The organism is Streptomyces sp. FH025 (assembly GCF_017427025.1).
GTDB lineage: Bacteria > Actinomycetota > Actinomycetes > Streptomycetales > Streptomycetaceae > Kitasatospora.
The window spans coordinates 1-5,651 of the sequence record NZ_JAFLNG010000515.1; the positions used below are offsets into that span (position 1 = coordinate 1).

The 5,651-nt window shown below is 73.1% G+C and carries 5 protein-coding genes; all 5 read left to right on the forward strand.

Going from position 1 to position 5,651, the window contains the following annotated elements:
- Nucleotides 1–108: 108 nt before the first annotated feature.
- Nucleotides 109–795: a FadR/GntR family transcriptional regulator gene (locus J0670_RS28160; RefSeq protein WP_207814509.1), complete on the forward strand. Its 687-nt coding sequence runs from the start codon at nt 109–111 to the stop codon at nt 793–795.
- 396 nt (nt 796–1,191) lie between these two features.
- On the forward strand, nt 1,192–3,864 hold the full coding sequence (locus J0670_RS28165; protein WP_307806734.1) for a nitrate- and nitrite sensing domain-containing protein: 2,673 nt from the start codon (nt 1,192–1,194) through the stop codon (nt 3,862–3,864).
- Between the two features lie 308 nt (nt 3,865–4,172).
- Nucleotides 4,173–4,625, forward strand: coding sequence for a roadblock/LC7 domain-containing protein (locus J0670_RS28170; RefSeq protein ID WP_207814510.1), 453 nt, complete (start codon nt 4,173–4,175; stop codon nt 4,623–4,625).
- Between the two features lie 105 nt (nt 4,626–4,730).
- Nucleotides 4,731–5,096, forward strand: a complete 366-nt coding sequence (locus tag J0670_RS28175; protein ID WP_207814513.1) for a DUF742 domain-containing protein — start codon at nt 4,731–4,733, stop codon at nt 5,094–5,096.
- Between the two features lie 2 nt (nt 5,097–5,098).
- Nucleotides 5,099–5,651: ATP/GTP-binding protein (locus J0670_RS28180; protein WP_207814511.1), on the forward strand; the 553-nt coding region annotated here is incomplete at its 3' end.

Here is a 5,651-nt window from a genome sequence, read left to right on the forward strand (position 1 = left end):
GCCAAGAAGGAGGCCCCCACGGAGGACTTCCGGCAGGGGACGGCACGGCTGCATGCGGGGTAGGGTAACCATGACTCAAGTCCTCAGACAACCCGACAGGTGACGACGATGCCCGCGCTCCGCCCCTCCCCCCTCGCCGAACAGGCCGCCGCGCTGATCGAGGAGCGGATCCGGGCCGGCGAATGGCCGGTCGGCGGCCGGCTGCCGGGCGAGGTGGCCCTCGCCAAGGAGCTGGGCGTCGGCCGCTCGACCGTCCGGGAGGCGCTGCGCACCCTCGCCGCGGCCGGGATGGTGCACAGCCGCCAGGGCTCGGGGGTGTTCGTGACCTCCGACCGTCCGTCCGGCGGGGACTGGGCGACCCGGCTGCGCCGGGCGGAGCTGGCGCACGTCTACGAGGTGCGGACGATGGTCGAGGTGCAGGCGGCCCGACTGGCGGCCGGGCGCCGCACCGAGGCGGACCTCGCCGCCGTGGACGCCGCACTGGCCGCCCGGCACGCGGCGGGCGAGGCGGACGACGCGGCCTTCGTGGACGCCGACATCGCGCTGCACACGGCGATCGTGGCCGCCGCCCACAACCCCGTCCTGGATGACCTGTTCGCCCAGTTCGCCCCGGTTCTGAGGGAGCATCTGGTGGCACTGGTGGGCCTGTTCGGCCTGCGCGAGGGCGATCCGCACCAGGGCTACGCGTCGCACGCGGAGCTCGTCCGGGCGCTGCACGACGGCGATCCGGAGGCGGCCGGGCGGGTGCTGGCGGCGGAGCTGGAGGCCACCCGGTCCCGCCTGCTGAGCCCCTGAGCTTCCCGGAGGGGGCGTCACACAGTTTTCACACGGCGGCCATCCAGCGGACTTGAGTACCATTGACACTGTGTCAGGCACTGCGAGAACCGGCTGCTTCGAGGACGAACAGTCAACGCGCGGGTGACATTGTGTCCAGTTCGTGCGCAAGCACCGACCAGGCAGCGAACACACGTTCACGGTATGACTAATATCGCCTCGTCCACTAGCCCGTGCCCCGGACGGCCCGCCCCTCACCGGCCGGCCGCCAGCCCCAAGGAGTCTGCTCTGCGCGCGCGTGCGAATCGGCGGCCCCCGACGCCGAAGGCCCCCCGCAGGCGTCCACGCCTGTCCCTGCGGACGGCGCTGCTCGTCCTGGCCGTCGTCCCCAGCCTGGCCCTGGCCGCCCTCTGGGCCGTGACCAGCGGTGAGACCATCGCCGACTTCCAGCGACTGGCCGATCAGGCCACCATCGCGCAGAAGGCCGGCCAGCCGTCCAACATCGTCTACTACAACCTCCAGGAGGAGCGCCGGCTCAGCGCCGAGGCGCTCGCCCGGCCCGGTTCCAACACCGACCAGCTGCGCCACCAGCGGCAGTTGACCGACGACGCGGTACGGCAGTTCCAGACCCTCTCCGGGGCCACCGCCGACAACGCCCCCTCGGAGATCCGCACCGCCGTCGTCGAGGCCCGCCAGGCCATGGGCAAGCTGGCCGAACAGCGCGCCGCCGTCGACCGCGGCACCGTCGACCAGCAGGCCGTCTTCACCTACTACACCGACCTGATCAGCGTCGACCTGCGGCTGTTCACCGCGCTCAGCCGGGTCGACACCGGTGAGGTCACCTGGCTGTCCAAGACCCTGGTCAACTCCTTCTGGACCAAGGAGATGCTCGCCCGCGAGGACGCGATCCTGGCCCGCGGCTGGCCGAGCGGCCGGCTGTCCGCCGCCGACTACCAGCAGGTCCAGCAGCTGATCGGCGCCCAGGACCACCTGCTCAACGTCCAGGTCCTGCCGTACATCCCGGACTCCGAGTCGCCCGCCTGGCACGACCTGGTCAACAGCCCGTCCTGGCAGGCCAAGACCGCCGTCGAGCAGGCCCTGCTCAAGCCCGCCGCCCCCGACGCCAACGGCACCGTCAAGCTGCCGGCCGCGCAGGACCAGTGGCGCCAGGGCATCGACGGCATCAACCCGCCGCTGGTGAAGGCGATGGAGGCCCGCACCAACGGCATCATCGAGGTCGCCAAGGGCGCCCTGATCGGCATGCTCACCCGCGTCGTCCTGACCACCGTCATCGGCCTGATCACCGTCGTCGCGGTGATCATCGCCTCCTGGCGGATCAGCCGCTCGCTGCGCCGCCGGATCAAGGAACTCCAGACCCAGGCCGAGGACATGGAGCGCACCCTGCCCGAGGTCGTCGACCGGCTCGGCCACGGCGAGCAGGTCGACGTCGAGGCCGAGACCCGCGCCGTCACGACCGGCGCCCACGGCAACGGCACCGACGAACTCGCCCGCCTCGGCCAGGCGCTCAACCTGGCCCGCTCCGCCGCCCTGGAGGCCGCCGTCCGGCAGGCCGAGCAGCACCGCGGCTTCGAGCGCCTGCTCCAACGCATCGCCCGCCGCACCCAGCTGCTGATCGGCCGCCAGCTGCGCAAGCTGGACGAGCTGGAGCGCCGGCACGACGACCCGGAGGTCCTGGAGGGCCTGTTCGACCTCGACCACCTGACCGCCCGTCTGCGCCGCTACGAGGAGAACCTCGTCATCATGGCCGGCGGCCAGCCGCAGCGGCGCTGGCGCAAGCCCGTCCCGCTGCTGGACGTGCTGCGCGCCGCGCAGGGCGAGGTGCAGGACTACCGCCGGATCATGATCGACGTCGAGGGCCACCCGTGGCTCTCCGAGCGGGCCGTCGGCCCGGTCGCGCACGTGCTCGCCGAGCTGATGGAGAACGCCACCACCTTCTCCAAGCCGCCCACGCCGGTCGAGGTGCGCGCCGCCATGGTCGGGCGCGGGCTCGCGGTCGAGATCGAGGACCGCGGCCTGGGCATGGACCCGGAGCAGTACGAGGCGGCCAACGCGCTGATGGACCGCCCGCCGCGCACCGACGTGCTGGCCCGCGCCGACGACATCCGGCTCGGCTTCCACGTCGTCGCCCGGCTGGCCTCGCTGACCGGGCTGAAGATCGAGTTCCGCCCGTCCGCGTTCGGCGGCACCCGGGTGGTCGTGCTCGTCCCGGACGAGCTGGTCATCGACGGCGACGCCGGACTGCCGGACGCCACACCGGTCGAGCCGATCCCGCTGGCCCGCCGCACGCGCCGGGCGATGCTCACCGCCGCCGACGAGGCGCCGCAGCCCGCGCCGGCACCGGCGCCGCCGGTCGCGCCGGTGGACTCCTTCGCGCCCGGCGAGTCGTACGTGCTCGGCGTTCCGACGGCCCCCGCCGAGGCCTTCGCCGCCGCCGAGGCCTTCGCCGCCGAAGCGGCCGCCTTCCCGGAGCAGCAGCCGGTGTTCCCGCAGCAGCCGGCCCCCTCGTACCACGGGCAGCCGTACGAGCAGCCGATCCAGCACAGCTCCCCCGCCGACCACCGGCCCCTGGCCCAGGACACCGTGCCCGCGCACGACGTCCAGCCCCCGCACGACGCCCCGGCCTATCCGGACATCGCCTACGCCCGGGTCACCGAGGCCGAGGCCCCGTACGCCGACGAGCAGTACCGCCCGGCCGACCACTACCGGCTGGCCGAGCGGCGCCAGCCCCGCGAGTACCCCTCCGCCGTGCCGGTGAGCGCGGTCGAGGGCGGGCAGCCGCCGCTGCCGCAGCGGGTGCGCCAGGCCAGCCTGGCCGCCGAGCTGCGGGTGCCGCCGCCGGCCCGGCAGCAGTGGGTCGAGCCGGCCACCGAGCCGGCGGGCACCGACGGCGGCGGCCCGTTCCACCGGCCGCTCCCGTCCGAGCGCCCGGTGCGGCGCTCCGGCGCGACCATCGGCGCCTTCCAGCGCCAGTCCCGCGCCGCCCGGGCCCAGGACAGCGGCGAGCACCCGCTGCCCGGGGGCCTTCCGGCGGCTGGCCCCCGAACCACTGGAACGGATGACCACTGTTGACATCTCCTCCGACCGAAGCCGGAGGATCCCAACCCTCACGGATCGAGGCTTTCTGCTTCACAGCCATTTGCCGACCTGGGGCTACCAGCGTAGGGACGGTGTACCGCCCATCGGTCTTACATCAGCTCCACAGACCTGACTTCCCGCCAGCCCGGCGGTAGACCGATGCAGCGCTTGGCTGTCACCCCACAACGGCGTAACGAACCTATCACGAAGAGTGACCTTCCAACTGCGAGATGGCAGCCCTCCGAACGCCTCCCCGCTCCAACAAGGTCCGGCCGTCCCCCACGCGAAACTCAGAGGATCAAATGAACCGTACGACCGCCACCCACCAGGACCTGGACTGGCTGCTGGACGGGCTCGTCGACTCGGTGACCGGGACCCGCAACGCCGTCCTGCTCTCCGACGACGGCCTCGTGGTCAGCCACTCCCGCACCATCGAGCGGGCCGACGCCGAGCGCCTGGCGGCCATCGCCACCAGTCAGCAGTCCCTCGCCCGGGGCGTCGGCCAGCTCTTCGAGGGCGGCCCGGTGCACCAGGTGATCGTCGAGCTCGCCGAGTGCTGGCTGTTCATCATCGCCGCCGCCCAGGGCACCCACCTGGCCGTGGTCGCCTCCCAGGAGGTGGACGCCGAGGTGATGTCCGTGGCCATGCACACCCTGGTGCAGCAGGTCGGCCAGAAGCTCACCACCCCGGCGCGCGGCGGCGACGGCGGCGCCCCCGCGTCCTTCGACGCCTTCGCCGCCCGGAACCGGGGCTGACGGCCCGTGGGCCCGTACAGCGAGCAGGGGGGCGGCCCGGCGCGCGGCCGGGTGCCGCACTGGAGCGAGCTGGAGGAGCAGGACGCGGAGGACGAGACGGGCGTCATGGTGCGCCCGTACACCATCACCCGCGGCCGCACCGCGCCCGAGCGCGACGACCTCACCCTCATCACGGTGATCACCACGGTCGAGGAGGAGGCCGACGCGGCCCTGGCGCGGGGCAGCCGTGCCGGTGCCCGCGGCCTCCAGCCCGAGCACCGGCTGATCCTCGACCACTGCCGCCGCCCGGCGGCGGTCGCCGAGGTGGCGGCCGGCCTGGACCTCCCGGTCTCGGTCACCAAGATCCTGCTGGGCGACCTCGTCGCCCAGGGCCTGCTGAAGGCCCGGGCGCCGCTCTCGGTGGCCCGCGCCGCCGGGGGCGTGGACCTCGGCCTGCTCACGGCCGTACGCGAAGGACTCCGGAGACTCTGAACATGGCAACACCTCACTCCGCCCACTCCGCCGTCGATGGCCCCGCCGCGGCCCCGGCCGCCGTCAAGATCCTGATCGCGGGCGGCTTCGGCGTCGGCAAGACCACCCTGGTCGGCTCGGTCAGCGAGGTCACCCCGCTGCGCACCGAGGAGTACCTGACCACGGCCAGCGTCGGCGTCGACGACCTGGACGGCGTCGACCAGAAGGACACCACCACCGTCGCCCTGGACTTCGGCCGGATCACCGTCAGCTCCGAGCTGGTGGTGTACCTGTTCGGCACGCCCGGGCAGGAGCGGTTCTGGTTCATGTGGAACGACCTCGTCAACGGCGCCCTCGGCGGGATCGTCATCGCCGACACCCGGCGGCTGGACACCAGCTTCGCCTCGATCGACTTCTTCGAGAGCCGGGGCATCCCGTTCGTGGTCGCGATCAACTGCTTCCACAACCACAACACCCGCACCCCCGACGAGATCCGGGCCGCGCTCGACCTCGACCCGCAGGTCCCGATGCTGATCGGCGACGTCCGCGAGCGCGCCTTCGGCCGCGACCTGCTGC

Coding starts and splice junctions, on each gene's coding strand:
- J0670_RS28170 (WP_207814510.1), top strand. CDS start 4,173: ATGAACCGTACGACCGCCACCCACCAGGACCTGGACTGGCTGCTGGAC.
- J0670_RS28160 (WP_207814509.1), top strand. CDS start 109: ATGCCCGCGCTCCGCCCCTCCCCCCTCGCCGAACAGGCCGCCGCGCTG.
- J0670_RS28175 (WP_207814513.1), top strand. CDS start 4,731: ATGGTGCGCCCGTACACCATCACCCGCGGCCGCACCGCGCCCGAGCGC.